This is a genomic window from Sphingomonas kaistensis (genome assembly GCF_011927725.1).
In the GTDB taxonomy this organism is placed as follows: Bacteria; Pseudomonadota; Alphaproteobacteria; order Sphingomonadales; family Sphingomonadaceae; genus Sphingomicrobium; species Sphingomicrobium kaistense.
Map to the genome: position 1 here is coordinate 344,440 of NZ_JAATJC010000001.1, position 26,347 is coordinate 370,786.

Consider the following 26,347-nt stretch of genomic DNA (forward strand, 5'->3'; position numbering starts at 1 on the left):
CCAAGGGGGGCGGTCGCCCGACGCAGGAGTAAGCAGCCACTGCCGAATCGCTCGAGGCCGCCGGACGCAACGCTAGCACAAGTCGGTGTTACTCGAACTCGACGATGACCTCGTCCACCGCGACGCTGGACCCGGCACTGACCGGGGTCGCCTTGACCGTCGCGCTCTTCTCGGCGCGGAGGATGTTCTCCATCTTCATCGCCTCCATCACCGCGATCGGCTGCCCGGCCTCGACCTTGTCGCCGACCGCGACGTCCAGCCGCGTGACCAGCCCCGGCATCGGCGCAAGCAGGAAGCGCGAGAGATCGGGCGGGACCTTCTCGATCATGTGGCGGGCGAGCTCGGCGACCGTGGGGGTCATCACCGTCACCCGGTGGCTGGCGCCGCGCGTGGTCATGCGCCAGCTGCGACCCTGCTTCTCCACCAGAACGGTGCGGCTGCGATGACCGACGCTGGCGCGGATCAGCCGCTGGCCGGGGGCATAATCCGCCTCGAAGGCAAGCGGCTGGCCGCCGTCGACCGTCACCTTGTCGAGGGTGAATCGGACATGATGCTCGGCCCCGCCGTCGAGCCGCACGACATGTTCGCGGGCGGCGGTAACGGGCGTTCCCAGCTGCTGGTCGATGCGCAGAGCGCGGCTCTCGTGCACCGTCGCGATAAAGGCGGCGAGCGCGCTCAAGTCAGCGGTCAGCGTGTCGTCGAGCGGCGCGCCGGCGAAGCCGTCGGGATATTCCTCGGCGATGAAGCCGGTGGTGATCTCGCCCGACCGGAACCGCGGGTGCTGCATCAGCGCCGACAGGAAGTCGACGTTATGGCTGATCCCGCCGATGTCGAACCCGTCCAGCGCCTCGACCTGCGCCTCGATCGCCGCCTCGCGGGTCGGGGCCCAGGTGATCAGCTTGGCGATCATCGGATCGTAGAACATCGAGATCTCGCCGCCCTGGCGGACGCCGTCGTCGACCCGCGTGCGGGTGTCGCCCTCGGTTCCGACCTTTGCCGGCCGGTAGCGGACCAGCCGCCCCGTGCTCGGCAGGAAGCCGCGATAAGGGTCTTCGGCGTAGACACGGGTCTCGACGCTCCAGCCGTTCAGCTGGACGTCGTCCTGGGTGAAGCCGAGCGGCTCACCCGCAGCGACGCGAATCATCTGTTCGACGAGGTCGAGGCCGGTGATCTCCTCGGTCACCGGATGCTCGACCTGCAGCCGGGTGTTCATCTCGAGGAAGTAGAAGCTCTCGCCCGTTGTATCGGCGCCCGACACGATCAGCTCGACCGTCCCCGCGCTGTGATAGCCGACCGCCTGGGCCAGCGCGACGCATTGCTCGCCCATCGCCTTGCGCATCTTCGGCGTCACGAACGGCGAGGGCGCTTCCTCGACCACCTTCTGGTGACGGCGCTGGATGCTGCACTCGCGCTCGTTCAGGTAGACGATGTTGCCATGCTTGTCGCCGAGCAGCTGGATCTCGATGTGGCGCGGGCTTTCGATGAATTTCTCGATGAACACGCGGTCGTCACCGAAGCTGGCTAGGCCCTCGCGCTTGGTCGCCTCGAAGCCGTCACGGACGTCGGCCTCGCTCCAGGCCAGGCGCATGCCCTTGCCGCCGCCGCCGGCCGAAGCCTTCATCATCACCGGATAGCCGATCTCGCCCGCGATCCGCACCGCGTCGTCGGTGGTCGCGATGTCGCCGAGAAAGCCGGGGACGACGTTGACGCCGGCAGCCTGGGCCAGCTTCTTCGATTCGATCTTGTCGCCCATCGCAGCGATGGCGTTGGCCGGCGGGCCGATAAAGGCGATATTCTCCGCCGCAAGCGCCTCGACGAAGCTCGCGCGCTCGGACAGGAAGCCATAGCCCGGGTGGACGGCTTCGGCCCCCGTCGCCTTGCACGCGGCAATGATCAGGTCTGCCTTGAGATAACTTTCACCGGCTGGCGGCGGCCCTAGGCGCACGGCCTCGTCGGCCAGTTCGACGTGCGGGGCGCGGGCGTCGGCGTCGGAATAGACCGCGACGGTCTTGATGCCCATCTTCCGCGCGGTGCGGATCACGCGACAGGCGATTTCGCCGCGATTGGCGATCAGGATCTTGGAGAACATGGGGCCAGTGCCTAGCGCCCCTGCCGCGCCAAGCAAAGCTATGCGCCGGCAAGGCCCCCGATGAACACCGCCATGAAGGCGCCGACGCCCATGCCCAGGAAACCCGGCGCGGCGCGTTGCAGCAGCCGCGCGCTGCGGGGCACTGGCTTGCCCTCGGCTGCGGCACGGACCAGCTGGTCGGCGCCCGAGAAGGAGCAGGCCCCGGCGACGCCCATCGCGATCACGATGATCCCGAGCGGGATCGGATCGACCTTCGCCCCGCCCGCCTGCGACAGCGACAAGGCACCGCCGATCGCCAGCAGCGACAGGGACGTCAGATGCTTGAACCAGTCGTATAGCAGGCGGTCGGCCTCACTGACGGGCGGCGTTTCATCTTCGTCCATATGTTCCCCCCCACCCCTCGTTCCCGCGGCGTCACCGTCGCGGCGAGCACCCGGTTTCGAACCCATATTCGGGTGGTGCCGGTTGTGCGGGCGGCAGGAGGAATTGCAAGGCCTGCGCTTCGACCTGCTGATAGATGGTGGCGTGGGTCTGGTCCGGCCGGGCGGCGAGACACAGGTCGGACCCAGCCGAGCGAGCGGCGGCGGCCACGCGGTTGGCGGCGGCGGGTGTTTCGAGCTGCTCCCTGGCGAGCGCGACGTAGAGCCGCTTGCCGCGCTGGGCGGCGCCGATGGTGGCGGTGCGCTTGCTCAGCGCTTCCTTGTCCCACCACAGGCTGGGGTCGATCGCGGCATAGCCATCGAACAGCGCGGGCTCGGTCATCCAGGTTTCGACGATGAAGAGCCCGGCGAGGGACTCGCCGATCACGACGGTCTTGCCGCTGGTGCGATACTCGCGCTCGACCAGCGGCTTCACCTCGTCGCGGAGAAAGGCGCGGAAGGCGGCGGAGGCGCCGGCGGTCGGGTATTTCCTGAGCAGTTCGGGATCGCTCGTCTTGCCGACCAGCTCGCGGCGGCGGTCCCTGGTCTCGACCCCAACGAGTATCGCCTCGTCCATCCGGCCCCAGATCGAGCCGAGCTGGACCACCCCCGCGACGTGCAGCAGGTCCTTTTCGACCCCGCCGTCAAGGAGGTAGATGACCGGGTAACGCTTGGCCGTCGCTTTGGCATAGCCTGGCGGAAGCACGACGTTGATGGTGCGCGCTTCGCCAAGCGCCCTGGAGTCGAGGCCGTGGCTGGTGCCGATGGTGATCGGCGTGGCGCGAACCTGCCCCTCCACCGCCGCCGGCATGCCGAGCAGCAAGGCGGCGGCCAGCAGCGCCTTCATTCGGCGGCCTGGTCGATCGGCGGCTTGTTGTGGCCGAGCAGGCGGAGGACTTCGTCGGCGGCGTCGGCGAGGTTGGTGCCGGGACCGAAGATCGCCTGCACCCCCGCGGCGCGAAGCTCGGCATAATCCTGCGCGGGGATGACGCCGCCGGCGATGACCTTGATGTCGGGACGGCCCATGTCCTTCAACTGGCCGATCAGCTCGGGGATCAGGGTCTTGTGCCCCGCCGCGAGACTGCTTGCGCCCACCACGTCGACGTCGGCAATGACCGCCAGTTCGGCGGCTTCGCGCGGGGTCTGGAACAGCGGACCGGCGACGATCTCGAAGCCGAGGTCGCCGAACGCCGAGCTGACCAGGTTGGCGCCTCGGTCGTGGCCGTCCTGGCCCATCTTGGCGACCAGCATCCGCGGCTTGCGGCCGAGGCGCTGGCTGACGGCGACCGTGCCCTGCTTGGCCTCTTCCCAGTGGACGTCGGCGCGCTGGCCGTAGATGCCGGACACGGGCTCGGGCTTGGTGGCATAGCGGCCGAATACCTTTTCGAGGGCATCGGAAATCTCGCCCAGCGTGGCGCGGGCGCGGGCGGCCTCGACGCTGAGCGCGAGGAGGTTGGAATCGCTCCGGGCACCTTGCTCGAGCGCTTCCAGCGCGGCGCGAACCGCGCCCTCGTCGCGCGTGGCGCGGATCCGCTGGAGCCGTTCGATCTGCCCGGCGCGGACCTTGGCATTGTCGACTTCGAGGATGTCGAGATCGGCTTCTTCCGGCAGGCGGTAGCGATTGACGCCGACGATCACCGCCTCGCCGGTGTCGACCTTGGCCTGGCGGGTCGCGGCGGCTTCCTCGATCCGGCGCTTGGGCAGTCCCTCGGCGACCGCCTTGGTCATCCCGCCATGCGCCTCGACCTCCCGGATCAGCGCCCAGGCCTTGTCCTCCAGCTCGCGGGTCAGCGCCTCCACATACCAGCTTCCGCCCAACGGGTCGGCGACCGCGGTGACGCCGCTCTCCTCGGCAAGGATCAACTGGGTGTTGCGGGCGATCCGGGCCGAGAAGTCGGTCGGAAGCGCGATCGCCTCGTCGAAGCTGTTGGTGTGGAGCGACTGGGTGCCGCCAAGCACCGCCGCAAGCGCCTCGATCGTGGTGCGGACTATGTTGTTGTAGGGGTCCTGCTCGGTCAGCGACACGCCGCTGGTCTGGCAGTGGGTGCGCAGCAGCTTGGACTTCTCGGTCCGGGCGCCGAGGTCTGTCATGATCCGGCCCCAAAGGGTGCGCGCGGCGCGCATCTTGGCGACCTCCATGAAGAGGTTCATCCCGATGCCCCAGAAGAAGCTCAGCCGCGGCGCGAAGGCGTCGATGTCGAGGCCCGATTTCACCGCGGCGCGGACATATTCCATGCCGTCGGCGAGCGTGTAGGCCATCTCCTGCACCGCCGTCGCGCCGGCCTCGTGCATATGATAGCCCGAGATCGAGATGCTGTTGAACTTGGGCATCTCGCGCGAGGTGAAAGCGATGATGTCGCTGACGATCCGCATCGAGGGCTGCGGCGGGTAGATGTAGGTGTTGCGGACCGCAAACTCTTTCAGGATGTCGTTCTGGATGGTGCCCGACAGCAGGTTGCGGTCGACCCCCTGCTCCTCGCCCGCGACGATGTAGAAGGCGAGCACCGGAAGCACCGCGCCGTTCATGGTCATGCTGACGCTCATCTCGCCGAGCGGGATGCCGTCGAACAGCAGCTTCATGTCCTCGACGCTGTCGATCGCGACGCCCGCCTTGCCGACGTCGCCGGTGACGCGCGGATGGTCGCTGTCGTAGCCGCGGTGGGTGGCGAGGTCGAAGGCAACGCTCAGCCCCTTCTGTCCTGCCGCCAGGTTGCGGCGGTAGAAGGCGTTGCTCTCCTCGGCGGTCGAGAAACCGGCGTACTGGCGGATGGTCCACGGCCGGCCGGCGTACATCGTCGCATAGGGACCGCGGGTGTAGGGCGCGACGCCGGGATAGCCGGGGTCGATGCCCGCCGCATCCTCGGGGCCGTAGACGGTCTTGAGGGTAATCCCCTCGGGCGTGGTGCGGCTGAGGTCTTGCCCCCGCGCTTCCTTGGCGGCGAGGGTCTTCCAGGCGTCATGTTTGTCGGTGGACATGGGCCCGGCCCTAAACCCAAGCGGGCGGCTCGAAAACCCTTGGCTTAGCGGCCGCTCCGATAGCCGAGGCCGAGCAGGAGGTCGGCGGCGACGAAGACCAGCAGCCCGCACATCGCGGCGTTGATCAGCACCAGTCCCCAGAAGCGCGCTTCGCCGGCATCGGAGCGGTTGAGGCGGGTACGGTAGAGCGGCACTTCGCCGGTGCGCAACGCGCCGCCGATCCGCGCCAAGAGGAACAGCGCAAGCACGGCGCACAGCGCGCCGATCAGCAATTCCTCGCCGCGCCCGCCCATCAATGCGCCTGCTTCGGGCTTTCCATGATCTCGGTCAGGGTGCCGCCGGTGTCCTTGGGATGCAGGAAGAAGATCGGCGTGCCGTGCGCGCCGATCCGCGTGGGCCCGAGGATGCGCGTGCCGAGCCCCTCGAAATGCGCCCGCGCCGCGTCGATGTCGTCGACTTCGAAGCAGACATGATGCTGCCCGCCCTGCGGGTTCTTCTCGATGAACTTCGCCACCGGACTGTCGGCCCCAAGCGGCTCGATCAGCTCGATCTGGCTGTTGGGCGCATCGACGAAGCACACCCGCACGCCCTGCGCCGGCAGGTCGAACGGCGGCGACGACGGCTCGGCGCCGAACAGGGTGCGATAGGTTTCGAGGCTGCGCTCGATCGACGGGGTGGCGACCCCGACATGGTTCAGGCGTCCGAGTTTCATAGCGGGATGTTGTCGTGCTTCTTCCACGGGTTCTCGAGGCTCTTGTCCTTAAGCTTGCGCAGGCCCAGCGCGACCTTGCGGCGGGTCTCCTGCGGCTGGATGACGTCGTCGATGAAGCCCATGCTCGCCGCCACGAAGGGGTTGGCGAAGCGGTCTTCATATTCCTTGGTGCGGGCGGCGATCAGGTCGGCGTCGCCGCGGTCCTGGCGGAAGATGATCTCCACCGCGCCCTTGGCGCCCATCACCGCGATTTCGGCGGTCGGCCAGGCGTAGTTCAAGTCGCCGCGCAAATGCTTGGAGGCCATGACGTCATAGGCCCCGCCATAGGCCTTGCGGGTGATGACCGTGATCTTGGGAACGGTCGCCTCGGCATAAGCGAACAGCAGTTTCGCGCCATGCTTGATGATGCCGTTATGCTCCTGCCCGACGCCGGGGAGGAAGCCCGGCACGTCGACAAAGGTCAGCAGCGGGATGTCGAACGCGTCGCAGAAGCGGACAAAGCGCGCGGCCTTCTTGGAAGAGTTGATGTCGAGCACGCCGGCCAGAACCATCGGCTGGTTGGCGACCACGCCGACGGTGCGGCCTTCGATGCGGCAGAAGCCGATGATGATGTTGGCGGCGTGCGCGGGCTGAAGTTCGAAGAAGTCGCCTTCGTCAGCGACCTTCCGGATCAGCTCGTGCATGTCGTAGGGCTGGTTGGCGCTGGGCGGGATCAGCGTGTCGAGGCTCGGCTCGGCGCGGTCCCACGGATCCTCGCTCGGCCGCTCGGGCACTGACACCCGGTTGGACAGCGGCAGGAAGTCGAAGAATTCCCGCGCCGCCAGCAGCGCGTCGATGTCGTTCTCGAGCGCGAGGTCGGCGACCGACGACTTGGTGGTGTGGGTGACCGCGCCGCCAAGTTCTTCCTGCGTCACCACTTCGTTGGTGACGGTCTTCACCACCTCCGGGCCGGTGACGAACATGTACGAGCTGTCCTTCACCATGAAGATGAAGTCGGTCATCGCCGGCGAATAGACCGCCCCGCCCGCGCATGGACCCATGATCAGGCTGAGCTGCGGCACCACGCCCGACGCCAGCACGTTGCGCTGGAACACCTCGGCATAGCCGGCGAGGCTGGCGACTCCTTCCTGGATGCGCGCGCCGCCCGAATCGTTGAGGCCGATCACCGGCGCCCCGACCTTCATCGCAGCGTCCATGATCTTGCAGATCTTCTGCGCGTGCCGCTCGGACAGCGAGCCGCCGAACACGGTGAAATCCTGCGCGAACACATAGACCAGGCGGCCGTTGATGGTGCCGCTGCCGGTCACCACGCCGTCGCCCGGGAAGCGCTGGTCGGCCATCCCGAATTCGGTCGCATTATGTTCGACAAAGGCGTCGACCTCTTCGAAGCTGCCTTCGTCGAGGAGGACGGCAAGCCGCTCGCGGGCGGTCAGGCGGCCCTTGGCGTGCTGGGCGTCGATCCGCCTGGTGCCGCCGCCGACATGGGCGGCTTCGCGGCGGCGTTCGAGTTCTGCAATGGTGCTGCTCATGGAAACAGGCTCTTCGACGCAAGCTTGAGCGCCGTCAACTTTGCGAAATATTCGCGCTCACCACGGCAGGTTGGCCGGAACAAAGGGTGAGCAAACTCCGTTTAACAGTGGTGCAGTGCGAGAAATCCGTATCGCACCACGGCACGACAGGACCCACGGTCGGCTTCCCGACGGAACGCGACTCGGTCCGCCAACGTTTTGCTGCAGTTCTTCATCTCCATTGAGAGGTTCCTTTCGCATGTTCGACAAAGTCGGCGTTCACGGCTCTGGCTCTTCCCAGGTTCCGGCTTTCCCGAACAAACAGACCACGCTTCTGTGTTTCTCGCACCTCCGCTGGGACTTCGTCTTCCAGCGCCCCCAGCATCTGATGAGCCGCTTCGCCAAGTCGATGCCGGTAGTGGTGTGGGAAGAGCCGATCCCCGCCGAAGCCGGTGCCGGCCCCTCGCTCGACGTGCGCCCGGCCACCGACATGCCCAATGTCACGGTGGTCACGCCGCGCATTCCCGAAGGGCTTGAAGTCGATGCCGAGCGCACGGTGCTCAAGGGCCTGCTCGACGACTATTCGGCGGCCCTCAAGGGGCGCCTGATCCGTTGGTATTACACCCCGATGATGCTGCCCTTCTCGCGGCATCTCGACGCGGTCGCCACCGTCTACGACTGCATGGACGAGCTGAGCGCGTTCCGCTTCGCCCCGACCGAACTGCTCGATCTCGAGCGTGAACTGCTGGACCTGGCCGACATCGTCTTCACCGGCGGCTATTCGCTCTACGAGGCCAAGAAGAAGCGGCACGGCAACGTCCACCCCTTCCCGTCGTCAGTCGATCGCGCCCACTTCGGCGCCGCCCGCGGCGGGATCGCCGATCCAGCCGACCAGGCCGGGATCGCCCATCCGCGGCTCGGCTTCTACGGCGTGATCGACGAGCGGATCGACCTCGACCTCCTCGCGCATGTCGCCGACCTCCGGCCCGACTGGCAGCTGGTGATGGTCGGCCCGGTGGTGAAGATCAGCGAAGACGACCTGCCGCGCCGCTCCAACATCCATTACCTCGGCGGCAAGAGCTACGCCGAGCTGCCGACCTATCTCGGCAATTGGGACGTCGCGATGATGCCCTTCGCCATCAACGAGGCGACGCGTTTCATCTCGCCGACCAAGACGCCCGAATATCTCGCCGCCGGCAAGCCGGTGGTCTCGACCCCGATCAAGGACGTCAAGCGGCACTACGAGAAGCTGTCGGGCGTGATGATCGCCGCCACTGCCGAGCAGTTCGTCGAAGCGGGCGACCGCGCGCTCGCCCTGTCCGGCGGTGAAGGCGGCGACTGGCTGGCCGAAGTCGACCTCGCGCTGTCCGACATGAGCTGGGACACGACCCAGGCGCGGATGGCCGCGCTGCTCGGCGATGTGACCGAGCAGGGCCAGAAGATCGAGCGCCCGGCGTTCGGCAAGGGCCACACCACGCACAGCAAGAACAAGAAGTATGACTATCTGATCGTCGGCTGCGGCTTTGCCGGTTCGGTCTTGGCCGAGCGGCTTGCGACCCAGCATGGCGCCCGCGTGATGATGATCGACAAGCGCGATCACGTCGCCGGCAATGCCTATGACGAATATGACAAGAACGGCATCCTGTACCACAAGTACGGGCCGCACATCTTCCATGCCAACAGCGACGAGATCGTCAGCTACCTGTCGCAATTTACGCAATGGCGGCCCTACGAGCACCGCGTGCTCGCCAACGTCCGCGAGCAGCAGGTGCCGATCCCGATCAACCGCACCACGCTGAACATGCTGTTCGACGCCGGACTCAAGACCGACGAGGAGGCCGCCGCCTTCCTGGCGGCGCGGGCCGAGCCGGTGGCGGACATCAAGACCAGCGAGGACGTCGTCGTCAACGCCGTCGGACGCGAACTCTACGAGCTGTTCTTCCAGGGCTATACCCGCAAGCAATGGGGCCTCGACCCGAGCGAGCTCGACAAATTGGTGACGGCGCGCATCCCGACGCGGACCAATACCGACGACCGCTACTTCACCGACAAGCACCAGATCATGCCGCTCGAGGGCTACACCCGGATGTTCGAGCGGATGCTGGACCATCCGCTTATCGACAAGTCGCTCGGCACCGATTTCCGCGACGTCCGCAACGAGATCGACGCCGCGCACATCATCTACACCGGTCCGATCGACGAATATTTCGACTGGCGCTTCGGCAAGCTGCCCTACCGCTCGCTGCGGTTCGTCCACTCGACGATCGACAAGGAGTGGTTCCAGGAAGTGGGCACGGTCAATTATCCGTCGACCGACATCCCCTACACCCGGATCAGCGAATATAAGCACCTGACCGGGCAGCAGCATCCGCGCACCTCGATCACGCTGGAATATCCGAGCGCGGAGGGTGACCCTTATTACCCAATCCCGCGGCCGGAGAACCAGGCCTTGTTCAAGCGCTACGAGGCGCTTGCCGATTCGACCCCGGGGGTGACCTTCGTCGGCCGCCTGGCGACCTATCGCTATTACAACATGGACCAGATCGTCGGTCAGGCCCTCGCGACGTTCCGCCGCATGGACGAAGTTCGCACCCGCTCCGGCGCGAGCAGCCAGGAGCTTCGACTGGCCATCTGAGGCCGCTTTTTCCGAGACAGGCGAAGAGGTTTCCGGCCCACAGCCGGGAGCCTCTTCGTCGAATCGGCCTGGGGCCGTTTCCGCCGGCGGCTTTTCCCACTACATGACCTGAATGCCCGACCCTGAGCGCGACCGCGCCGTCACTGTTTCGGCGGCCGCTGACGGGGCCCGCCATACCTACCGCAATCCAGTTCTCGATCGCGACTTCCCGGACCCGTCCGCGCTGCTGGCGGACGACGGCTACTACTACGCATACGCGACGCAGAGCCGCGACAAGGACGGCTGGATCAACATCCAGGTCGCCCGCTCCGCCGACCTGATCGACTGGGAGCATCTGGGCGACGCCTTGCCGGTCAAGCCGATCTGGGCCAGCCACACCCAGGATTTCTGGGCGCCTTACGTCCTTCGCGACGGCGAACGCTTCGTCATGTTCTATTCGGCCAAGCCGGACGCCTGCGACGACGAGCCCGGGCACAGCCTGGCCATCGCCGTCGCCGAGCGGCTGGAAGGGCCGTTCACCGACATCGGCCAGCCGTTCCTCAACGGTCAGGGGTTCGAGGTGATCGACCCCATGGTGCTGCGCGACCCCGCAAGCGGCCGGTTCTTTCTCTACTGGGGTTCAGGCTTCCAGCCGATCAAGGTGCAGGAACTGAGCGCGGACCTCCTGTCCTTCGCGCCGGGCACCCGGCCGACCGACATCATCTGGCCCAATCCCGAACCCGGCGCCTTTCCCCGATTGGTCGAGGCGGCATGGGTGATCGCGCACGACGGCGCCTATTACCTCTTCTATTCGGGCGACAATTGCTGCGGACCGCAGGCCGAATATGGCGTGATGGTCGCGCGGGCGAGCGACCCGCTCGGGCCGTTCGAGACGCTGGAGCAGGTGCGCGGGATCAGGCACAGCCTGATGCTGACCCGCAACGACAAGTGGCTCGCGCCGGGGCACAACGGGATCGTCACCGACCGCGCCGGAGTCCACTGGATCCTCTATCATGCGGTGGACATCGACCGCCCGCGCCAGCGCCAAGAGGACGAGATCAACAGTCGCCGCGTGCTGCTGATCGACCGGATCGACTGGGCGGACGGCTGGCCGGTGGTGCGCACGCCGTCGACCGGCGAGGAAAAGGCGCCAGCAGTCTAGGCGAGTTCGAGCACCCGCTTGCCCGGCCGCTTCGCCCACGCGGCGAAGCGCTGCTCTTGCTCGCGAAGCTCCTCCAGCAGCCGCGCATCGACGTGGCGCTTGCCGTCCGCCGTTACCGTCGACAGCAGCCCCGCCTCGGCATGGCGGCTGTTGTCCCAGCCGGGATAGGCGGTGATCGGGAACCAGCAGATGCCCTGAAGGTCGACGCCGCGCTCCATCGCCTCGCGCGCTTCGCCGCAGACATGATGGAGCCACGCCGCCCGGCCGCTGCCTTCGGCACCCGTCTCGGCCAGGAACAAAGGCTTGCCGTAACGCTCCGCGATCTCGACCAGCATGTCGGCGAGCGAACGATATTCGTGATGCCCCATCGGGATGGTCGGCCCGTCGAGATACCATTGGTTGTGCGGATAATAGTTGAGTCCGATGAGGTCGGCGAAGCTCGGGTCGCCGCCAAGCTCGGGCCGGGCGCGGCCGGTCAGCCAGTCATAGGCTTCGAACTGACCCTGCCGCTCGCGCTCGGCGGCCTCGACCGACTTGCGGCGGTGATCGCGCGGAGCGACGTGGACCAGGGGCTCGGCCCATACTAGCAGCGCGTCGGGAAACTCCGCCCGGACAGCGGCGGCGGCGGCGATGGCGGTGCGGGCCAGTTGCTCCTTGAACCAGCCCTTCCGCTCCGCGCCAGCAGGCCGCGGGAAATAAGCGACTTCGACCGCCCAGGCCATGAAGCTGATTTCGTTGACGAGGCACAGCAGAGGCCTCCCGCCGACCACCTGCTGGTGATGCTCGACCGCGGCGAGCGCGAAGTCGGCGTAGCGGCGGGGAAAGTTATCAGCGCCCTGGTCGACGTGATCGGGCGAGCCGTAATGGAAGAGGTCCCAGATCACCTCCATGCCGACATCCGCGGCCGCTTCGAGCGCCGGGGTCCAGCTCGACCAGTCGTACTGGCCGGGTGCCTTTTCGATCAGGTGCCAGCGAACCCCGTCGCGAATCGTGCGAAGGCCCAGGTCGTGCAACTGACGATAGTCACTCGCGACATGCCGGTCGTGGCCGGTCGCCCGCAAGAGGTCGAGACGCACCCCGTCGCGGCGGCGGTGCGAGGAGCATTCGAACCCGCCCTGGAAAAAACTGGCAAAAATCGTTTCGGGGCCGTGCATAACGATCCCCCAACACATGAGGACGGGATTCGAGCCCAGGGACGGCGGGTCACCCCCGATTGAACCTTCGCGGTCGCTCGTGCTTTGACGGAAACTGGAAAGGATCGACCCGCTTGCAGCCGACCAGCCACTGGCCCCAGCGCCTGTACCTCGTCCGTCATGGCCAGAGCCAGGGCAATGTCGCGCGCGACCGGTCGGAGGCCGAGGGCCTGGCGACGATCGGGATCGACATCCGCGACGTCGACGTGCCCCTGTCCGACCTCGGCCACCAGCAGGCCGACGCTGCCGGACGCTGGTTCGCCGCGCTGCCCGACCACGAAAAGCCCGAGGTCATCCTGTCCTCGCCCTACCTGCGTGCCCGCCAGACCGCCCGCGCGATCTGCGAAGCGGGGGGCCTTGCCGGGGGTCGGGCCAGAACGGTCATCGACGAGCGGCTCCGCGAGCGCGAATTCGGTGTATTCGACGGCCTCACCGCGCTCGGCATTCGCCAGCAGTATCCGGAGGAAGCAGCCCACCGGACCCGGCTCGGCAAATTCTATCATCGCCCGCCCGGCGGCGAGAGCTGGGCCGACGTCATCCTGCGGCTGCGCTCGGCGATGAATTCGATCAACCTCCACTATAACGGGCGGCGGGTGCTGATCGTCTGCCACCAGGTAGTGGTGCTGTGCATGCGCTACGTGCTGGAGGAGCTGGAGGAGACCGACATCCTCGCCATCGACAAGGCCGCCGACATCCTGAACTGCGGGATTTGCGCCTTCGATTTCGACGTGCAGGAGCTCGACTGCGCGCCCAGGCTGGCGCTGTGGAACCATGCCGCCCCGCTCGAGGAGCAGGGCGCCCCGGTGACCGCCGCGCCCGACCAGATGGTGGGGAGCAGGTGACCGCTCCGGTCGAACTCGACCACGCGACGCTTCGGCATTTCCCACTCCCGCCGATCGCCGGCGGAGACAAGGACGAGCGCGGCTCGATTCTGATCGTCGCCGGAAGCCGCGAGGTGGCGGGGGCGGCGCTGCTGACCGCCATGGGCGCGATGCGGGCGGGCGCCGGGCGGTTGCAGATCGTCACGGTCGACAGCGCGGCGCCGGGCCTGTCCATCTCGATGCCCGAAGCGATGGTCACCGGCATGGCCGAGGGCCGCGACGGCGGTTTCGCACCCTCCACCGTCCGGCAGGTCGCCGACCGTGCGGGCCAAGCCGACGTGGTCGTCGCCGGTCCGGGCATGCGCGGAAATAAGGCGACCGAAGCACTGGCCGAGGCGCTGGTCGGTGGCGGTAGGCCATTGGTGCTCGACGCCGCCCTCCTCCACGCGCTGCCGGCAAGGCGACGCGAGGTGAAAAGCTCGGAATGTCCGACCATCCTCCTGCCCCATGCCGGCGAGATAGCGAGCCTGCTCGGCTGCGAGGAAGCGGAGGTCGAGGCCGACCCGGTCGATGCCGGCCGCCGCTGTGCCGAACTTTATGGCTGCCTTACTCTGGTCAAGGGCGTGCAGAGCCACATCGTCGCGCCCGACGGACAACTATTTCGCTACCCGGGCGGCGGCCCCGGCCTCGGCGTCTCGGGGTCTGGCGACACGCTGGCGGGAATCGTCGGCGGCCTCCTCGCACGCCGCGCCGATCCGCTCACCGCGCTGCTATGGGGCGTGTGGTGCCATGGCGAGGCCGGTCGCCGGCTGGGCGAGAAGATCGGCACCCTCGGCTTCCTCGCGCGGGAAATACCGGGCGAGGTGCCCGGCATCCTGCGCGATGGCGGAATGCTCTAGCTGACGCCGTAATCGTCGAGTTCGTCGCCGACCACCCGCACCACGTGCAGCACGTTGGTCGAACCGGCGGTCCCGAACGGCACGCCGGCCATGATGATCACCCGCTGGCCGCCCGCGGCAAGCTTGTGGCGAAGCACCATGCGCTTGGCCTTGCCGACCATTTCCTCGAAGCTGGCGACGTCACGGGTGTGGACGGCGTGGACCCCCCACACCAGCCCCATCCGGCGGGCCACCGTGCGGCTCGCGGTCATCACCAGCAAGGCGACCGGGCCGCGCTCGCGGGCGATGCGGCGGGCGATCGCACCGGTCGAGGTGTAGCAGACCATCGCCGCGACCTTGACCGTATTGGCGATGTTGCCCGCGCTTTCGGCCAGCGCATCGGCGGTGTTGGGTTCGGCCGGGGTGGCGGTGAAGTGCACCCGCTCGGCATATTTGGGGTCGGCTTCGACCGAGCGGCCGATCCGGTCCATCATCGCCACCGCTTCGACCGGGAAGTCGCCGGCGGCGCTCTCGGCAGACAGCATCACCGCATCGGCGCCGTCGTAGATGGCATTGGCGACGTCGCTGACCTCGGCCCGGGTCGGGGTGGGCGAGGTGATCATGCTTTCCAGCATCTGGGTCGCCACCACCACTGGCTTGCCGAGCTCGCGGGCGCGGGCGACGATCATCTTCTGCAAGGGCGGCACCGCTTCGGCCGGAAGCTCCACGCCAAGGTCGCCGCGCGCGACCATTACCGCGTCGGCATGGGCGAGGATGCCCTCCAGCCGCTCGATCGCCGCCGGCTTCTCGATCTTGACCATCAGCGCGGCCTTGTCGCCGATCAGCGCGCGCGCTTCCTCGACGTCCTCGGCCCGCTGGACGAAGCTCAGCGCGATATAGTCGGCGCCCTGCGCAAGCGCGAACTGAAGGTCGTCACGATCCTTTTCGGTCAGCGCCGGGATCGGCACCAGCACGTCGGGCACGTTGACGCCCTTGTTATTGCTGACCTTGCCGCCGACCTCGACGATGGTCTCGATCCGGCTGGCGGTAACCGCCGCGACCCGCAGGCGGATCTTGCCGTCGTCGATCAGCAGCTGGTCGCCTTCGCGCACCGCTTCGAACAATTCGGGATGCGGCAGTTCGACCCGCTCGGCGGAGCCGGGCGTTTCGTCCGCGTCGAGCACGAAACGGGCGCCGGTCTCGAGCAGCGCCGATCCGCTTGCGAAGCGGCCGACCCGAAGCTTGGGACCCTGCAGGTCGAACAGTATGCAGCTCGGGCGCTTGTGCTCGACCTCGAGGCTGCGGATGGTGTCGACCAGCTGCGCCTTGGTGGCCTGGTCGCCGTGGCTCATGTTGATCCGGAAGGCGTCCGCCCCGCAGGCCATCAGCTTGGCGATCATTTCCCGGCTGCTCGAGGAGGGCCCCAAGGTGGCGAGAATCCTGACCTTGCGTCCGCGCGGTCCTACCGACATCGCCACTCTACTCCCATCTTCCGGTCTGCTGCTGTTGCCGCCGAGCCATAGCGGGCACGGCTGGTTGTTCAACCGCTTGGCGCACCCCCTTCACTGGCCTAAGGGCGCCCCCGCATACCTATTCACCGGGGAGAGGGAATCATGTCCGACGGCAACGTCGCGGCCGACCAGCTGCGCCTTTTGATCGAGCGCATCGAGCGTCTGGAAGAAGAAAAGAAGGGCGTCGCCGACGACATCAAGGATGTGTACGCCGAAGCGAAGGCGACCGGCTTCGACACCAAGACGATGCGCAAGGTCGTCAGCCTGCGCAAGATGGAGAAGCACGCCCGCGACGAAGCGGACGCCCTGCTCGAAACCTATCGCAATGCGCTGGGCCTGCACTAAGGTCGGCTTCTCACAGGGGGAACCGACACGATGATCATCACCACCACCTCGACGCTCGATGGGCGACCGGTCCGCGACTATCTCGGCCTGGTCGGCGGCGAGGTCATCGTCGGCGCCAATGTCATCAAGGACATCTTCGCTTCGGTCACCGACTTCCTCGGCGGCCGCTCGGGCGCGTACGAATCGTCGATCCAGGAAGCCCGCGCCCAGGCGATGGCCGAGATGGAAGCCTCCGCCCGCCGGCTCGGCGCCGATGCGATCCTCGCGGTGGACTTCGACTATGAGGTGATCGGCAAGTCGGGCTCGATGCTGATGGTCTGCGCCTGCGGGACTGCGGTGAAGCTCTGAGCCACGTGGCCGACCGGGTTCCTTCGGTCGCCGAGCTTGCCGCCGAGCTGCTGGGCCGTATCGGCGACGAATGCAGCCCGGCCGAACGCTCGGTGCTGGAAAGCCTCGCCTCGGGGCACCATAGCCATGTCCATACCGGGCTCGACACGCCGTCCTTCGGGGAGCGGCTGGCCGACCGGGTCGCCAGGGTCGGCGGAAGCTGGGGCTTCATCATCAGCTTCACCCTGGTGCTGCTCGGGTGGATGCTGCTCAACACCGACGTACTGAACCACTGGGGGCTGGTGTTCGACCCCTATCCGTTCATCTTCTTGAACCTGATGCTGTCGACGCTGGCCGCGATCCAGGCGCCGATCATCATGATGAGCCAGAATCGGCAGAGCCATAAGGATCGCCAGGACGCGTCGGTGGATTTCGAGACCAACATCCGCGCAGAGCTGTCGATCGCGCAGCTTCACCAGAAGGTCGACCTGCTGCTCGACAAGGCCGACGTTGAGCCGGACGGGCGGCGCGGCTAAGGCGCCTGCCAGACCAAATCTACAGGACCACCATGGCCGGCCATTCCAAATTCAAGAACATCATGCACCGCAAGGGCGCGCAGGACAAAAAGCGCTCGGGCATGTTCTCCAAGCTCAGCCGCGAAATCACCGTCGCGGCGAAGATGGGGATGCCCGATCCCGACATGAACCCGCGCCTGCGCGCCGCGGTCAATGCCGCCAAGGCGCAGTCGATGCCCAAGGACAATATCCAGCGCGCGATCGACAAGGCGAGCAAGGGCGACGCGGAGAATTACGAGGAAGTCCGCTACGAGGGCTATGGCCCGAACGGCGTGGCGATCATCGTCGAGGCGCTGACCGACAATCGCAACCGCACCGCAACCAACGTCCGCACCGCGTTCAGCAAGAACGGCGGCAATCTCGGTGCCAGCGGCAGCGTCGCCCACGGCTTCGAGCGGCTCGGCCTGATCGAATATCCCGCCGCCGCGGGTGACGAGGACAAGGTCATGGAAGCCGCGATCGAGGCCGGGGCCGACGACGTCCAGAGCGACGAGGACGGCCACCAGATCTGGACCCAGCAGGACGGCATGCACGATGTCGCCAAGGCGCTCGAAGCGGCGCTCGGGCCGGCCGATGCCGTCAAGCTGGCGTGGAAGCCGACGCTCACCACCGAGGTCGCGGGCGATGCCGTCGCAAGCCTGATGAAGCTGGTCGACGCGCTCGAGGACGACGATGACGTCCAGACCGTGTGGGGCAATTACGACATCTCGGACGACGAGCTGGCGAAGCTCGGCTGAGCGCCGACGCGATGATTATTCTCGGCCTCGATCCCTCGCTCTCGTCCTGCGGGTGGGGGATCGTCCGGGCCGAGGGCAATCGCCTGGCGCATGTCGCCAACGGCCAGATCAAGACCAAAGCCAGCCTGCCGCTCGCGACGCGGCTGGCCGAGTTGGCCGGCGCGCTGGAGGCGATCGTCGCCGAGCATCGGCCGGCCGCCGCCGCCGCCGAGGAAGTGTTCGTCAACAAGAACCCCGCCTCGACCCTCAAGCTCGCTCAGGCGCGCGGGGTGGCGCTGATGTGCGCGGCGCGGGGCGGGCTGGAGGTCGGCGAATATGCGCCCTCGGTGGTGAAGAAAGCGGTGGTCGGCACCGGCGGCGCGTCCAAGGACCAGGTTCACGCGATGGTGGCGATGCTGCTGCCCGGCGCGAAGATCGCGGGCGAGGATGCGGCGGATGCGCTTGCGGTCGCCATCACCCACGCCCATCATCTCGCCAGCGCGCGGCGCGGCGTGCGCTAGGCGCTCAAGCCATTTGCGTGCGCCTTTTGTTCCTGCTCTAACCGCCCCATGATCGCCCGCCTCGCCGGTATCCTCGCCGAACTTTCCGCCGACAGCGCCGTGATCGACGTGCGCGGGGTCGGCTATCTCGTGCTGGCGAGCGGACGGACCCTGTCCGCGCTTCCGCCGGTGGGCGGCGACGTCATCCTGCTGACCGAGCTTCAGGTCCGCGAAGACAGCATGACCCTGTTCGCATTCGGCGCGGCGGCGGAGCGTGAGGCGTTCCGGCAGCTTACCGGGGTGCAGGGTGTCGGCGGGCGGCTGGCGCTTGCGATCCTCACCATCCTTTCGCCCGACGATCTGGCGCGCGCCGTGTCGGCCGGCGACAAAGCGATGATCGCGCGGGCCAGCGGGGTCGGTCCCAAGCTGGCCCAGCGCATCGCGCTCGAACTGCAGGGCAAGCTCGGCCTTGCCCCGGCGCTCGGGCCGGGAACGCCGGCCGCCGCCAATCCCGCCACCAACGACGCGTTGTCGGCGCTCGCCAACCTCGGGTTCAAGCCAGCCGAAGCCGCGCAGGCCGTCGCCGCCGCGGCCGAGGAACTGGGCCCCGACGCGACCCTCGACGCGCTGGTTCGGCTGGCGCTGCGCAAGGCGGCGAAGTAGGTAAACCGATGAGCTACTCAAGCGACCACTACTTTGAGACCTTCGGTCCCTTTCAAGTTCCCTTGGACGACCGAGGAAGAGCTTGCCGCCCGTCAGCCGACTGGTGGCGGGAAATCAATTCCGAGGCCGATTGCGACTTGTCGGCTTCAATCGGCTGTTATCTCTTCAGCTTGGGGCGTTCGCAGTTGCGACCCTGGTATGTAGGGAAGACCGTTGCGCAAGGCGGTTCCGCTGCAGAAGCGTTTACTGATCATAAACTGAATCATTACAACTGGGCCCTTCGGCCAAAAAGAAACGTGAGAAGAAGAGGACCGCCTCAGTTGTTTCTCTTCCCGCTCATCACAAAGCCATTCGATGACGACTGGCGCTTCGCCAAGGGCGCATCCCATTCGCCCTACATCGAATGGCTAGAACGCACTCTGATTGGTATGGCTTACGCCCGGAACCCGGACATTGCGAATTCCCGCGACACCACCTTTCTAAAAACAGTGCATGTGCGGGGATTGATCGGAAGCAAAAGTCTAGGCCGCAGGCCAGACTCAGTTCGCCTCGCCCGGCGAGTCTTGCTTGGCCGCGAGGCGATAACACCTCCACTGCAAACTCCGCTGGAAGAGCATCCACCTGAGCCAATTGAAGCGGCTCCCCTTGAATGACCACCGATCCCGACCGCATCACCACGCCCGAGCGCACGGCCGAGGACGTCGACGCCGCGCTGCGCCCCAAGCGGCTGGACGAATTCGTCGGCCAGCAGGCGGCGCGCGAGAATCTCCGCGTGTTCATCGCCGCCGCCAAGGCACGAGGCGAGGCACTCGACCACGTGCTGTTCTTCGGCCCGCCCGGCCTCGGCAAGACCACGCTGGCGCAGATCGTCGCGCGCGAGATGGGCGTCGGCTTCCGCGCCACCTCCGGCCCGGTGATCGCCAAGTCGGGCGATCTTGCCGCGCTTCTGACCAACCTCGAGGACGGCGACGTTCTGTTCATCGACGAGATTCACCGCCTCAATCCGGCGGTCGAGGAAGTGCTCTATCCGGCGATGGAGGACCGCGCGCTCGACCTCGTCATCGGTGAGGGGCCCTCGGCGCGCTCGGTGCGGATCGACTTGCCGCGCTTCACCCTGGTCGGCGCAACCACCCGGCAGGGCTTGCTGACCACCCCGCTGCGCGACCGCTTCGGCATTCCCGTCCGGCTCAATTTCTACACCGTGCCCGAGCTTGAACTGGTGGTTCGCCGCGCCGCCAGCCTGCTCGGCGCGCCGGTCACCGAGGACGGCGCGCACGAGATCGCCCGCCGCAGCCGGGGCACCCCGCGCATCGCCGGGCGGCTGCTGCGCCGGGTCCGCGACTTTGCCCATGCCGCGGGCTCCGACAGCATCGACATGGCCGCCGCCGACCGCGCGCTCAGCCGGCTGGAGATCGACGCGCTCGGCCTCGACGCGATGGACCGCCGCTATCTCCACATGATCGCCGACCTTTATGGCGGCGGGCCGGTCGGGGTGGAAACGCTCGCCGCCGGCCTCAGCGAGCCGCGCGACACTATCGAGGACGTGATCGAGCCTTATCTCATTCAGCTCGGCCTCATCGCCCGCACCGCACGCGGACGCTGCCTCAACGGCAAGGCCTGGACCCACCTCGGCCTGACCCCGCCATCGGGCACCCCGAACGGCCTCTTCGACTAGGATTTTCGCGATGTCGCTTCTGCTTGCCCCACTGCTCCTTGGCGCTGCCCAGGCCAGCGTCGCGGCATCCCCGCCGGTCACCAACTCGTCGGCGCTCGGCTATGCCTATGACAATCTGTGGCTGTGCCTGCCGGGCCGCTCCGACAGCTGCTCCACGCCGCTGGCGACGACCGCGCTGACCAGGCAGGGCTATGGCTCGAACGGGCAGGCGCGCCCGGCGGCCAGCCCCAAGGTCGACTGCTTCTACATCTATCCGACCGTCAGCCAGGATCGCGGGCTCAACAGCGATGTTTCGGTGAACGAGGAACGATCGGCCGCCGCCTCGCAGTTCGCCCGCTTCGCCGGCGTGTGCCGCCCCTTCGCCCCCATCTATCGCCAGATGACCGCATCCGCGATCGGTGCGGCGGCGCTTGGGCAGGACATTCGCCCCGCGTTCAATGTCGCCTACGGAGACGTGCGCAGCGCCTTTCGCAGCTTCCTCGGCCGGACGCGCGGCCGTCCGTTCGTGCTGGTCGGGCACAGCCAGGGCAGCTGGCACCTGCAGAAGCTGATCGCCGACGAGATCGAGGGCAAGCCGGCAGCGCGGCAGATGGCACTGGCGATCATCCCCGGCTACAATGTGCTGGTTCCCGCCGGCAAGCTGGTCGGCGGCACGTTCAAGTCGACCCCGCTCTGCACCGCGGCCGGGCAACGCGGCTGCGTCGTCAGCTATGTCTCCTACCGCACCAACAATCCGCCGCCGCCGGGCGCGCTGTTCGGCTATGCCCCGGCAGCCGGCATGACGGTGGCCTGCACCAATCCCGCGGCGCTGGGCAGGCGGGGATGGGCCGATCTCGACAGCTATTGGTATACCCGCCTGACCACCGCGGTCCCCGGCGGGCCGATCCGCTGGTCGACCGAAGGCACGCCGCCGACCCCCTTCCTGCGTACCGAAGGCCTCGTGTCCGGCCGCTGCGTCAACGACGGCCAGCGCGGCTATCTGGAGCTTCGCACCAACGTCACCCCCGGCGCCAAGTGGACCGACCGGATCGGCGGCGAGGTCGGTCTTGGCGGGTTCTTCATCCCCGGCTGGGGCATGCATCTGGCCGACATGTCGGCCCCGCAGGGCGATCTCATCCGGCTGGTCGAGGCGGTCGCGCGCTAGTCGGTTAGAAAGAACAGCTCCTCGACCGGGCGGCCGAGGACGCGCGCCAGCGTCAGCGCAAGCACGGTCGACGGGATGAACACCCCGTTTTCGACTGTGTTCACCGTCTTTCGGCTGACCCCGCAGCGATCGGCGAGCTCGGACTGGGTCAGCCCGGCCTCGACCCGCACATCCTTCAGCCGGGTGCCTAGTCGCTCAGTCATCCTCGTCCAGCGGCCCGCGGTTAAGCCACGCCTGGCGGAGCGCGGCGGTGAGGATCGCGGCGTTGGTCGTGACGAACACCCCCCTCGCGCCCTCCAGCGGGAACCAGTGGCGCGTCACGAAGAGAATCATCCCCGTCACGACCACCGCGGCAAACGCCCAGCGCGCCGAATCGCCGATGACCGCCTGATACCATTCGTCGTTCAGCTGCCGGTGCTCCTGCGGTGACATCCAGCGCAGCCTGATCCCCAGCAGGAACCACAGCAGCGCCGCGGTGACGCTGACCCAAGCGATCGTCCCCGTGACCTGCCGTATCACGCTCGCGTCCGCAGCGAAGATGCCGACCCCTTGGTTCATCAGGATCAGCGGCAGCATCCACAACATGGTCCGGCGCTGCCGCTCGACGTCCGCAACGGAGGGTCCGAAATAATCGCGCTTGGTCTGATAGCTCACAACGCCCACTCCCGTCCGATGTAACCTGTAGGTAACATGTAACCTTTGGGTTACTTCGCCGTCAAGCGGGGTTCACGCCCGAGTCCAGCGCCGCTAGAGCCCGCGGGCATGACGCCATCCTACGACCAGCCCTATCGCGGCGGCTTCGTCGGGCCCGAGCATCGCTTCGCCCTGACCGTCTATTTCGAAGACACCGACACCGCCGGGATCGTCTATTACGCCAATTACCTGAAATTCATGGAGCGGGCCCGCTCCGACATGCTCCGCGCCGCCGGGATCGACCAGCGGGCCACGCTCGAGGCCGGCACCGGGGTCTATGCGGTGGCCGAGGCCAACGTCCGCTACCTCCGCCCGGCCAGGCTCGGCGACGACCTGCTGATCATTTCGACCGTGGAGGACGTCCGCGCCGCATCCGTCCGGATTCAGCAACGAGTCATCCGCGCTGGGGAGACTCTGGCCGAGGGGCGGATTACCGCCGCTTTTCTTACCCCCGACGGCCGGCCCACGCGGCAGCCGCGGGACTGGGTCGCGCGGTTCGAGGAGATCCGCGCCGCAACAAAGGATGATGAATGACGGCTCCTGCCGCCGACCTGATGAGCCCGCTTGCCCTCTTCCTCCACGCCGACATCGTGGTGAAGGCGGTGATGATCGGGCTGCTGCTCGCCAGCGTGTGGACCTGGGGCATTATCATCACCCACGCCCAGCGGCTGAAGCGCATCAACCGCGACAGCGAGGCCTGGGAGCGCGATTTCTGGGCGGCCAAGGACATCGACGCCTATCATGAGGCGCGCGGCAAGGACGACGTGCCGAGCGCCCGCATCGTCACCGCCGGCCTCAAGGAATGGCGGCGTTCGGTGGGCCTGCGCTCGGGCGACCGCAGCGGCGCGCGCGAGCGGCTGACCACCGTCATGGGCGCCGAGGTCGAGCAGGAACTCGATCGCCTGTCCGACCGCCTCAACATCCTCGCCACCGTGGCCAGCTCGGCGCCGTTCATCGGCCTGTTCGGCACCGTGTGGGGGATCATGCGCAGCTTCACCGCCATCGCCGGGGCCAACAACACCAGCCTCGCAGTGGTCGCGCCGGGGATCGCCGAGGCGCTATTCGCCACCGCCATCGGCCTGTTCGCCGCCATTCCCGCGCTGATCGCCTATAACCGACTGACCCACGGCCTCGACCGGTTGGAAGCGCGGCTGAACCGCTTCGCCGACCGCTTCCACGGCACGCTCAGCCACGAACTGGAGCGCGACGTCTGATGGGCGCTTCGGTCGGCCAAAGAACCGGGACGAGGCGGCGCGGCGGCCGGCGCGCGCCGATGGCCGAGATTAACGTCACGCCGCTGGTCGACGTGATGCTGGTGCTGCTGATCATCTTCATGGTCACCGCCCCGCTGCTCGTCGCCGGCGTTCCCGTCGACCTGCCCGAAAGCCGCGCGGCACCGCTCGATAACCAGGTCCAGCCGGTCCAGGTCAGCCTCGACGGACAAGGCCGGATCTTCATCGACGACACCCAGGTCGCGGAGAATGCGCTGGCCCAGCGCCTGGCCGCGATCGCTGCCGAGCCCGCACCGGAAGAAGGCCGCCGCATCTTCCTGCGCGCCGACCGCGGGCTGGATTATGGCCGCGTGATGCGGGTGATGGGCGAGCTCAATCGCGCCGGCCTCAATCGCGTCGCGCTGGTCAGTACCGCCGAGGGCGGCAGCCAGTGAGGGTTGATAGCGGCGAAGCAAAAGGCACGGCTGCGGCCCTGCTGCTGCACGCCGTTCTGGTCGTCGCGCTGACCACCAGCCTGGCCAAAGTCCCCAATACGCCCGAGCCGCCGCCGGTTCAGGTCGAGTTCGTCGACAGCGACGAGGTGGCGCTGGCCGCCGCGGCCCCGACTCCCGCGACGCCGCCGCCGGCCGCCCAGGCGCCCGCGTCCGAGCCGACTCCCTCACCGCCCCAGCCACAGCCGACGCCGCTGGAGCAGGCGCCGCCGCCGCCGCCGCTGCCCTCGCCAGTCGCCCGTCCGGCCCCCGCGCCGGTGCCCCGGCCCCTTCCCACGCGCCCGGCGCCGCCGCGTCCGAGCGTGGCGCGGCCCCAGCCCGCCCGCCCCGCCCCGGCCCAGCCCCGCCCGGCACCCCCGCGCCAGTCGCGGATCGGGGACGACTTCCTGCGCGGCATCCCCTCCAGCCGCGATCTTGCCCCGCGCGAGGCGGCGGACGGCGCCGCGACCTTCAGCGCCGCGGCCAAGGCCAGCGTCGACAGCGCGATCAAGCGCCAGATCCAGCCCTGCGCCGCGCGACAGTCGACGCTCGGCCCCGGCGCCGACCGGATCCGGGTCACCGTCAACCTGCGGCTCGACCGCTCCGGCCGGCTGTCGCGGCCGCCGTCGCTGGTCCGCACTTCGGGCGTCGACGAGGACAATGCCAAGTTCGAGGATCTCGCCTACGACCAGGCGGTGGCGGTGTTCCGCGCCTGCTCGCCCTTGCGCCTGCCGGCAGAGCTGTACAGCACACCGCAAGGCGGATGGGGCAACATCAACCTGACCTATGCCGCGAAATGAGGACGCCCGCGATGAAGTGTAAACTGCTGTTGGCCATGACGGCGCTGGTGGCGAGCCCGGCGCTTGCCCAGGGCGAGCCACCGCCGGTCGATGTCGAAGTGACCAGCGGCGGCGTCAACAGCGCGACTTCGGTCGCGGTGCCGGCCATGCCGACCGAGGCCGGCGTCGAGATGGCGCTCGGCCGCAACATCGCGGGCGTGATCGCGTCGGGCCTCAGGTCCAGCGGGCGGTTCGCGCCGCTGGGGCCGGGCGGCCTTCCCAATTACAGCGTGGCCCAGGCCGACGCACCGGCCTTCGGCGAATGGCGCGGGCTTGGCGCGCAGCAGCTCGTCACCGGCTTCGTCCGGCCGGCGGGCCCGGGCCAGATCACCGTCGGTTGCTACCTGTACGACGTCGGGGCGGGCCGCGAGCTGGTTCGCCAGGGCTTCCAGGTCACCACCGACAATTGGCGCCGGGCGGCCAACAAATGCGCCGACGCCATCTACTCGCGCCTGACCGGAGAGGGCGGGTTTCTCGACACCCGCGTGGTGTTCGTGGCCGAGACCGGGCCGAAGAACAATCGCCAGAAGCGCATCGCGATCATGGATTCGGACGGGGCGAACCTGCGCTACCTGACCGAGGGCGAGGCGACCGTGGTCACTCCGCGCTTCTCGCCCGACGGCCGCCGCCTCGCCTACACCAGCTACCAGGGCCGCCGCGCCCGGGTGTGGGTGCTGGACATCGCCACCGGCACCAAGCGCCTGCTGGTGCCCGGCCTCGCGCTGACCAGTGCGCCGCGCTTCTCGCCCGACGGTAATCGCATCGCCTATGCGCTGTCCGCCAACGGCAACACCGACATCTGGGTCGCCAACGCCGACGGCAGCGGCGTGCCCCAGCGGCTGACCAGCGCGCCCGGCATCGACACCGCGCCCAGCTATTCGCCCGACGGCCGCCGGATCGTGTTCGAAAGCGATCGCGGCGGATCGCAGCAATTGTACGTGATGGACGCGAACGGATCGAATCAGCGGCGGATCAGCTTCGGCGGTCCGGCCGGCTCCCCCGCGTGGAGCCCGCGCGGCGACAAGATCGCCTTCGTCCGGGTCGGCTCGTTCCGGATCGGCGTCATGAACGCCGGTGGCGGGGGCGACCAGACGCTGACCGACGGCTGGCAGGACGAAAGCCCGAGCTGGGCCCCCAACGGCCAGTTCGTGATGTTCAATCGCTTTACCCGTGACGGGCGCTCAAGCCTGTTTGCGGTTCCGGTCGGCGGCGGCACTGCCCGCCGCCTTCCCACTCCGCAGGACGGCTCCGACCCGAGCTGGTCCCCGCTGCAGCGCTGACAAGG

29 protein-coding genes are annotated in these 26,347 nt (G+C 67.8%); 18 read left to right on the forward strand and 11 right to left on the reverse strand.

Annotated elements, in window-relative coordinates; genetic code table 11:
• Positions 1–88 precede the first annotated feature (88 nt).
• From GGQ97_RS01580 to GGQ97_RS01610, 7 genes are read right to left on the reverse strand one after another with little or no spacing between them, the layout of a single operon-like run.
• Positions 89–2,089 carry an acetyl-CoA carboxylase biotin carboxylase subunit gene (locus GGQ97_RS01580; RefSeq protein WP_168067328.1) on the reverse strand — a complete coding sequence of 667 codons (2,001 nt, stop codon included), beginning with the start codon at positions 2,087–2,089 and terminating at the stop codon, positions 89–91.
• 38 nt (positions 2,090–2,127) lie between these two features.
• Positions 2,128–2,472 (reverse strand): hypothetical protein, encoded by a 345-nt coding sequence (locus GGQ97_RS01585; RefSeq protein ID WP_168067329.1) that lies wholly within the window; start codon positions 2,470–2,472, stop codon positions 2,128–2,130.
• 31 nt (positions 2,473–2,503) lie between these two features.
• Positions 2,504–3,355 (reverse strand): alpha/beta hydrolase, encoded by an 852-nt coding sequence (locus tag GGQ97_RS01590; protein WP_168067330.1) that lies wholly within the window; start codon positions 3,353–3,355, stop codon positions 2,504–2,506.
• On the reverse strand, positions 3,352–5,484 hold the full coding sequence (gene scpA, locus GGQ97_RS01595) for a methylmalonyl-CoA mutase (RefSeq protein ID WP_168067331.1): 2,133 nt from the start codon (positions 5,482–5,484) through the stop codon (positions 3,352–3,354). Before scpA ends, GGQ97_RS01590 begins: the two co-directional genes overlap by 4 nt.
• A gap of 44 nt (positions 5,485–5,528) precedes the next feature.
• Positions 5,529–5,777 (reverse strand): hypothetical protein, encoded by a 249-nt coding sequence (locus tag GGQ97_RS01600; protein ID WP_168067332.1) that lies wholly within the window; start codon positions 5,775–5,777, stop codon positions 5,529–5,531.
• Positions 5,777–6,196, reverse strand: coding sequence for a methylmalonyl-CoA epimerase (gene mce, locus GGQ97_RS01605; RefSeq protein WP_168067333.1), 420 nt, complete (start codon positions 6,194–6,196; stop codon positions 5,777–5,779). The genes GGQ97_RS01600 and mce overlap by 1 nt, the downstream gene beginning before the upstream one ends.
• Positions 6,193–7,725 (reverse strand): acyl-CoA carboxylase subunit beta, encoded by a 1,533-nt coding sequence (locus GGQ97_RS01610; RefSeq protein ID WP_168067334.1) that lies wholly within the window; start codon positions 7,723–7,725, stop codon positions 6,193–6,195. The genes mce and GGQ97_RS01610 overlap by 4 nt, the downstream gene beginning before the upstream one ends.
• 238 nt (positions 7,726–7,963) lie before the next feature.
• On the opposite strand from GGQ97_RS01610, the gene glf reads away from it, so the two are divergent.
• On the forward strand, positions 7,964–10,339 hold the full coding sequence (gene glf / locus GGQ97_RS01615) for a UDP-galactopyranose mutase (protein ID WP_245197805.1): 2,376 nt from the start codon (positions 7,964–7,966) through the stop codon (positions 10,337–10,339).
• Positions 10,340–10,451: 112 nt separating this feature from the next.
• Positions 10,452–11,480, forward strand: coding sequence for a glycoside hydrolase family 43 protein (locus tag GGQ97_RS01620; RefSeq protein ID WP_168067335.1), 1,029 nt, complete (start codon positions 10,452–10,454; stop codon positions 11,478–11,480).
• Here GGQ97_RS01620 and GGQ97_RS01625 read toward each other — a convergent pair.
• Positions 11,477–12,634 (reverse strand): beta-glucosidase, encoded by a 1,158-nt coding sequence (locus GGQ97_RS01625; protein WP_168067336.1) that lies wholly within the window; start codon positions 12,632–12,634, stop codon positions 11,477–11,479. The genes GGQ97_RS01620 and GGQ97_RS01625 overlap by 4 nt on opposite strands.
• A 113-nt stretch (positions 12,635–12,747) precedes the next feature.
• On the opposite strand from GGQ97_RS01625, the gene GGQ97_RS01630 reads away from it, so the two are divergent.
• Together GGQ97_RS01630 and GGQ97_RS01635 are read left to right on the forward strand one after the other, a co-directional pair.
• Positions 12,748–13,515 carry a histidine phosphatase family protein gene (locus GGQ97_RS01630; RefSeq protein ID WP_168067337.1) on the forward strand — a complete coding sequence of 256 codons (768 nt, stop codon included), beginning with the start codon at positions 12,748–12,750 and terminating at the stop codon, positions 13,513–13,515.
• Complete coding sequence (locus GGQ97_RS01635; RefSeq protein WP_168067338.1) at positions 13,512–14,393, forward strand: NAD(P)H-hydrate dehydratase; 882 nt, start codon at positions 13,512–13,514, stop codon at positions 14,391–14,393. Before GGQ97_RS01630 ends, GGQ97_RS01635 begins: the two co-directional genes overlap by 4 nt.
• Here GGQ97_RS01635 and pyk read toward each other — a convergent pair.
• On the reverse strand, positions 14,390–15,844 hold the full coding sequence (gene pyk, locus GGQ97_RS01640) for a pyruvate kinase (RefSeq protein ID WP_209022891.1): 1,455 nt from the start codon (positions 15,842–15,844) through the stop codon (positions 14,390–14,392). The two genes, GGQ97_RS01635 and pyk, sit on opposite strands and share 4 nt — an antisense overlap.
• 141 nt (positions 15,845–15,985) lie before the next feature.
• Here pyk and GGQ97_RS01645 point away from each other — a divergent pair, with 141 nt between their 5' ends.
• The 9 genes from GGQ97_RS01645 to GGQ97_RS01685 are packed head-to-tail and all read left to right on the forward strand — an operon-like array spanning position 15,986 to position 21,828.
• On the forward strand, positions 15,986–16,228 hold the full coding sequence (locus GGQ97_RS01645; protein ID WP_168067340.1) for a DUF2312 domain-containing protein: 243 nt from the start codon (positions 15,986–15,988) through the stop codon (positions 16,226–16,228).
• Between the two features lie 30 nt (positions 16,229–16,258).
• Positions 16,259–16,576 (forward strand): YbjQ family protein, encoded by a 318-nt coding sequence (locus GGQ97_RS01650; protein WP_168067341.1) that lies wholly within the window; start codon positions 16,259–16,261, stop codon positions 16,574–16,576.
• A complete protein-coding gene (locus tag GGQ97_RS01655) occupies positions 16,573–17,091 on the forward strand; it encodes a DUF1003 domain-containing protein (protein ID WP_425338727.1) in 519 nt (172 codons plus the stop codon). Before GGQ97_RS01650 ends, GGQ97_RS01655 begins: the two co-directional genes overlap by 4 nt.
• Positions 17,092–17,123: 32 nt before the next feature.
• On the forward strand, positions 17,124–17,867 hold the full coding sequence (locus GGQ97_RS01660) for a YebC/PmpR family DNA-binding transcriptional regulator (RefSeq protein WP_168067343.1): 744 nt from the start codon (positions 17,124–17,126) through the stop codon (positions 17,865–17,867).
• Between the two features lie 11 nt (positions 17,868–17,878).
• A complete protein-coding gene (gene ruvC / locus GGQ97_RS01665) occupies positions 17,879–18,367 on the forward strand; it encodes a crossover junction endodeoxyribonuclease RuvC (RefSeq protein WP_168067344.1) in 489 nt (162 codons plus the stop codon).
• 48 nt (positions 18,368–18,415) lie between these two features.
• Positions 18,416–19,009 (forward strand): Holliday junction branch migration protein RuvA, encoded by a 594-nt coding sequence (gene ruvA / locus GGQ97_RS01670; protein WP_168067345.1) that lies wholly within the window; start codon positions 18,416–18,418, stop codon positions 19,007–19,009.
• Positions 19,010–19,017: 8 nt separating this feature from the next.
• Positions 19,018–19,662 (forward strand): hypothetical protein, encoded by a 645-nt coding sequence (locus GGQ97_RS01675; protein ID WP_168067346.1) that lies wholly within the window; start codon positions 19,018–19,020, stop codon positions 19,660–19,662.
• On the forward strand, positions 19,659–20,684 hold the full coding sequence (ruvB, locus tag GGQ97_RS01680; RefSeq protein WP_168067347.1) for a Holliday junction branch migration DNA helicase RuvB: 1,026 nt from the start codon (positions 19,659–19,661) through the stop codon (positions 20,682–20,684). The genes GGQ97_RS01675 and ruvB overlap by 4 nt, the downstream gene beginning before the upstream one ends.
• A gap of 10 nt (positions 20,685–20,694) precedes the next feature.
• Positions 20,695–21,828, forward strand: a complete 1,134-nt coding sequence (locus tag GGQ97_RS01685) for a DUF3089 domain-containing protein (protein WP_168067348.1) — start codon at positions 20,695–20,697, stop codon at positions 21,826–21,828.
• Here GGQ97_RS01685 and GGQ97_RS01690 read toward each other — a convergent pair.
• The gene (locus tag GGQ97_RS01690) at positions 21,825–22,031 is read right to left on the reverse strand and encodes a helix-turn-helix transcriptional regulator (protein WP_168067349.1); all 207 of its coding nucleotides are present in this window, start codon (positions 22,029–22,031) and stop codon (positions 21,825–21,827) included. The two genes, GGQ97_RS01685 and GGQ97_RS01690, sit on opposite strands and share 4 nt — an antisense overlap.
• Positions 22,024–22,482, reverse strand: a complete 459-nt coding sequence (locus tag GGQ97_RS01695; RefSeq protein WP_168067350.1) for a hypothetical protein — start codon at positions 22,480–22,482, stop codon at positions 22,024–22,026. The genes GGQ97_RS01690 and GGQ97_RS01695 overlap by 8 nt, the downstream gene beginning before the upstream one ends.
• A 108-nt stretch (positions 22,483–22,590) precedes the next feature.
• On the opposite strand from GGQ97_RS01695, the gene GGQ97_RS01700 reads away from it, so the two are divergent.
• Genes GGQ97_RS01700 through tolB form a run of 5 tightly spaced genes read left to right on the forward strand, consistent with a single transcriptional unit; the run spans position 22,591 to position 26,342 of the window.
• Positions 22,591–23,055: a YbgC/FadM family acyl-CoA thioesterase gene (locus GGQ97_RS01700; RefSeq protein ID WP_168067351.1), complete on the forward strand. Its 465-nt coding sequence runs from the start codon at positions 22,591–22,593 to the stop codon at positions 23,053–23,055.
• Positions 23,052–23,735, forward strand: a complete 684-nt coding sequence (tolQ, locus tag GGQ97_RS01705; protein ID WP_168067352.1) for a protein TolQ — start codon at positions 23,052–23,054, stop codon at positions 23,733–23,735. The genes GGQ97_RS01700 and tolQ overlap by 4 nt, the downstream gene beginning before the upstream one ends.
• Positions 23,736–23,794: 59 nt before the next feature.
• Positions 23,795–24,187, forward strand: coding sequence for a protein TolR (gene tolR, locus GGQ97_RS01710; RefSeq protein ID WP_245197807.1), 393 nt, complete (start codon positions 23,795–23,797; stop codon positions 24,185–24,187).
• Positions 24,184–25,023: a hypothetical protein gene (locus GGQ97_RS01715; RefSeq protein WP_168067354.1), complete on the forward strand. Its 840-nt coding sequence runs from the start codon at positions 24,184–24,186 to the stop codon at positions 25,021–25,023. The genes tolR and GGQ97_RS01715 overlap by 4 nt, the downstream gene beginning before the upstream one ends.
• Before the next feature lie 11 nt (positions 25,024–25,034).
• Entirely contained in the window at positions 25,035–26,342 is a 1,308-nt protein-coding gene (gene tolB / locus GGQ97_RS01720; protein ID WP_168067355.1) for a Tol-Pal system beta propeller repeat protein TolB, read from the forward strand.
• Positions 26,343–26,347: the final 5 nt, after the last annotated feature.

Excerpts from the sequence above, each read along its gene's own strand:
- ruvB (WP_168067347.1), top strand. The coding sequence starts at position 19,659 with ATGACCACCGATCCCGACCGCATCACCACGCCCGAGCGCACGGCCGAG.
- GGQ97_RS01625 (WP_168067336.1), bottom strand. The coding sequence starts at position 12,634 with ATGCACGGCCCCGAAACGATTTTTGCCAGTTTTTTCCAGGGCGGGTTC.
- tolQ (WP_168067352.1), top strand. The coding sequence starts at position 23,052 with ATGACGGCTCCTGCCGCCGACCTGATGAGCCCGCTTGCCCTCTTCCTC.
- tolB (WP_168067355.1), top strand. The coding sequence starts at position 25,035 with ATGAAGTGTAAACTGCTGTTGGCCATGACGGCGCTGGTGGCGAGCCCG.
- ruvC (WP_168067344.1), top strand. The coding sequence starts at position 17,879 with ATGATTATTCTCGGCCTCGATCCCTCGCTCTCGTCCTGCGGGTGGGGG.
- pyk (WP_209022891.1), bottom strand. The coding sequence starts at position 15,844 with ATGTCGGTAGGACCGCGCGGACGCAAGGTCAGGATTCTCGCCACCTTG.
- GGQ97_RS01685 (WP_168067348.1), top strand. The coding sequence starts at position 20,695 with ATGTCGCTTCTGCTTGCCCCACTGCTCCTTGGCGCTGCCCAGGCCAGC.
- scpA (WP_168067331.1), bottom strand. The coding sequence starts at position 5,484 with ATGTCCACCGACAAACATGACGCCTGGAAGACCCTCGCCGCCAAGGAA.
- ruvA (WP_168067345.1), top strand. The coding sequence starts at position 18,416 with ATGATCGCCCGCCTCGCCGGTATCCTCGCCGAACTTTCCGCCGACAGC.
- GGQ97_RS01590 (WP_168067330.1), bottom strand. The coding sequence starts at position 3,355 with ATGAAGGCGCTGCTGGCCGCCGCCTTGCTGCTCGGCATGCCGGCGGCG.
- tolR (WP_245197807.1), top strand. The coding sequence starts at position 23,795 with ATGGCCGAGATTAACGTCACGCCGCTGGTCGACGTGATGCTGGTGCTG.
- GGQ97_RS01650 (WP_168067341.1), top strand. The coding sequence starts at position 16,259 with ATGATCATCACCACCACCTCGACGCTCGATGGGCGACCGGTCCGCGAC.
- GGQ97_RS01660 (WP_168067343.1), top strand. The coding sequence starts at position 17,124 with ATGGCCGGCCATTCCAAATTCAAGAACATCATGCACCGCAAGGGCGCG.
- GGQ97_RS01620 (WP_168067335.1), top strand. The coding sequence starts at position 10,452 with ATGCCCGACCCTGAGCGCGACCGCGCCGTCACTGTTTCGGCGGCCGCT.
- GGQ97_RS01645 (WP_168067340.1), top strand. The coding sequence starts at position 15,986 with ATGTCCGACGGCAACGTCGCGGCCGACCAGCTGCGCCTTTTGATCGAG.
- glf (WP_245197805.1), top strand. The coding sequence starts at position 7,964 with ATGTTCGACAAAGTCGGCGTTCACGGCTCTGGCTCTTCCCAGGTTCCG.
- GGQ97_RS01600 (WP_168067332.1), bottom strand. The coding sequence starts at position 5,777 with ATGGGCGGGCGCGGCGAGGAATTGCTGATCGGCGCGCTGTGCGCCGTG.
- GGQ97_RS01585 (WP_168067329.1), bottom strand. The coding sequence starts at position 2,472 with ATGGACGAAGATGAAACGCCGCCCGTCAGTGAGGCCGACCGCCTGCTA.
- GGQ97_RS01700 (WP_168067351.1), top strand. The coding sequence starts at position 22,591 with ATGACGCCATCCTACGACCAGCCCTATCGCGGCGGCTTCGTCGGGCCC.
- GGQ97_RS01690 (WP_168067349.1), bottom strand. The coding sequence starts at position 22,031 with ATGACTGAGCGACTAGGCACCCGGCTGAAGGATGTGCGGGTCGAGGCC.
- mce (WP_168067333.1), bottom strand. The coding sequence starts at position 6,196 with ATGAAACTCGGACGCCTGAACCATGTCGGGGTCGCCACCCCGTCGATC.
- GGQ97_RS01675 (WP_168067346.1), top strand. The coding sequence starts at position 19,018 with ATGAGCTACTCAAGCGACCACTACTTTGAGACCTTCGGTCCCTTTCAA.
- GGQ97_RS01610 (WP_168067334.1), bottom strand. The coding sequence starts at position 7,725 with ATGAGCAGCACCATTGCAGAACTCGAACGCCGCCGCGAAGCCGCCCAT.
- GGQ97_RS01580 (WP_168067328.1), bottom strand. The coding sequence starts at position 2,089 with ATGTTCTCCAAGATCCTGATCGCCAATCGCGGCGAAATCGCCTGTCGC.